Here is a 2,022-nt window from a genome sequence, read left to right as displayed (position 1 = left end):
TTGAGGCGGAAGTAGAGATCTTCCCGAAACTCATTCGCTTCGATCATCACCTCCAGATCTTTGTGCGTCGCGGCGACGATGCGTACATCAGCATCCAGTGTTTTGGTACCACCCACACGCTCAAACTTCCGCTCCTGAATGACACGCAGGATTTTCACCTGCATATTCAGCGGCATGTCCCCGATCTCATCCAGAAACAAAGTGCCACCTTTTGCAAGTTCAAATCGTCCGGGCCGACTATTCACCGCCCCGGTAAACGCGCCCTTCTCGTGACCAAACAGCTCACTTTCCAACAACTCGGCAGGAATAGCACCACAGTTGATTGGCACAAAAGGTCCGCCCTGCCGCGTAGAATGCTCATGTAGATTACGCGCCACAACCTCTTTACCGGTCCCGGATTCGCCGGTAATCAGCACACTGACATCCCGCATTGCGACTTTATTGATCATCGCCCGCACCTGAATCACGGCATCCGAGACACCCAGCACACTGCTGCCATTAGGCGCTACCACCGGCTGCCCACTGGATTTCTGCTGGCGGTAAACCTGAGCCTTATGTAATAAATCCGTCAGCTCACCGTAAGAGAACTTCTCAGTTAACGCCCCCACCACCATCGGTTTGAGTTCATCGGGCAGCGCCACCAGCTCCTCTCTCGCCAGTCCACACAAGAGCACCGGCATATCGGGGTTGTTTTTGGCCAGCTGGATCAGCATTCGATCTACAGCGATCGGCGTACGGCAAGCCCCGAGCAACAGAACCGGTGAATCAATGCCGTCCAGTTGATCTGCATTTTGCAGCCAGAGTGGATAATCGAAGTGCTGTAAAGGTAGCTGCAGAAAACCCGCACAGGATGGCAAATAACCATCCCCGCCGTCATCCACGTACACCAAATTGAGGTTTGATTGAGTCATCACAGTGGCTAAGCGTCAAAAAATCATTAGATGAAGTATTTCACCAAACAGCAGAATGTCAACTTTTTGGCACATTAAAACATTAGCGGCTTAAAATCCCTAACCCTAGACAAACACCCCATGGAGCGCTAGGCATCACTTCACAATGTTCATGCATAAAAAAATGGCGTGCACCTTAAGGAACACGCCATTTTTCTTAGAGGAACCGAAACAACTTATGTTAAGCGTTTTCAGCAGCCACCTTGCCTTGCTTAACGTCTTCAGGCATTCCCACCCAACCCTGCTTAATCTCCAGCATCAGGTTCATGACCTCCTGCACACGCTCTCCATCATTCTCACGGTTGGCCAGCATTAACGTGCGTGTCATGTATTCGTAAAGGGAATCCAGATTACCGGATACCTCGCCGCCCTTTTCGTGATCCAGCGAATCCCTAAGCCCCATCACAATTTGAACCGCTTTGTTCACGTGTAATGTGCGCTCTTCAATGTTCCCACGCTCAATCGCACCCTTGGCTTTTGCCATTGCACCAAGACCACCATCAATCAGCATTTCTATCAGCTTATGAGGAGACGCTGTCTCAGCAGTCGCACGTAGATCAACATTTTTATACTGCTTCAAGGCGTTCAGGTTAACGCTCATTACTATCACCTAATACGTGTAATTCACTAGTCAAAACCCGTGCAAGCACAAATCAGACACGGACAGAGAAAATATTAAATACTAATCACTCATCAAGATTTCTGAGCGGTAAACGGCAGACGATCCAAAATACCATCCAACGAATCGCTGGTTGCATTTAAACTGGAAATGATGCGTTCCATCGCCAAAAACTGACTGAGCAGTCGTGCCTCGACTTTCACCATACGACTGTCAAGACTTTCCCGATCAAGCTCAATACCCTCAAGTTGATCATTAATGCTGTCTTCACGGATCTTGATCGAACCACTGTTCGAAAGAAGACTATCAATCAACAAAGACATCTCGCCGGCCAGACCACGGCTAAAGCTAAAGCTGCTGCTACCCAAGCTCCCCGGATCGGCAATCAACGTCAGACCATAAGGATCACTCCCTACTGCGGGCAAGAGCACATTTCCCGCCCCGAATGCGCTC

Annotated in this window: 3 protein-coding genes; all 3 read right to left on the bottom strand. The window is 49.7% G+C overall.

Features of this window, described 5'->3' with window-relative positions:
- Window positions 1-911, bottom strand: a 911-nt coding sequence (locus ABYW01_RS20405) for a sigma-54-dependent Fis family transcriptional regulator (RefSeq protein ID WP_372836314.1), incomplete at its 3' end; no start/stop codon positions are given.
- 220 nt (window positions 912-1,131) lie between these two features.
- Complete coding sequence (gene fliS / locus ABYW01_RS20400; protein WP_372836312.1) at window positions 1,132-1,551, bottom strand: flagellar export chaperone FliS; 420 nt, start codon at window positions 1,549-1,551, stop codon at window positions 1,132-1,134.
- Window positions 1,552-1,643: 92 nt separating this feature from the next.
- On the bottom strand, window positions 1,644-2,022 hold a 379-nt coding region (gene fliD, locus ABYW01_RS20395), incomplete at its 5' end, for a flagellar filament capping protein FliD (protein ID WP_372836310.1).

Source organism: Pontibacterium sp. (assembly GCF_041587635.1).
In the GTDB taxonomy this organism is placed as follows: Bacteria; Pseudomonadota; Gammaproteobacteria; order Pseudomonadales; family Balneatricaceae; genus Pontibacterium.
The sequence above is the reverse complement of the archived record's forward strand: the minus strand, read 5'-3'. Positions and strand labels throughout refer to the sequence as shown.

Bases quoted from the DNA above. Each gene is read 5' to 3' on its own strand.
- fliS (WP_372836312.1), bottom strand. From the start codon at position 1,551: ATGAGCGTTAACCTGAACGCCTTGAAGCAGTATAAAAATGTTGATCTA.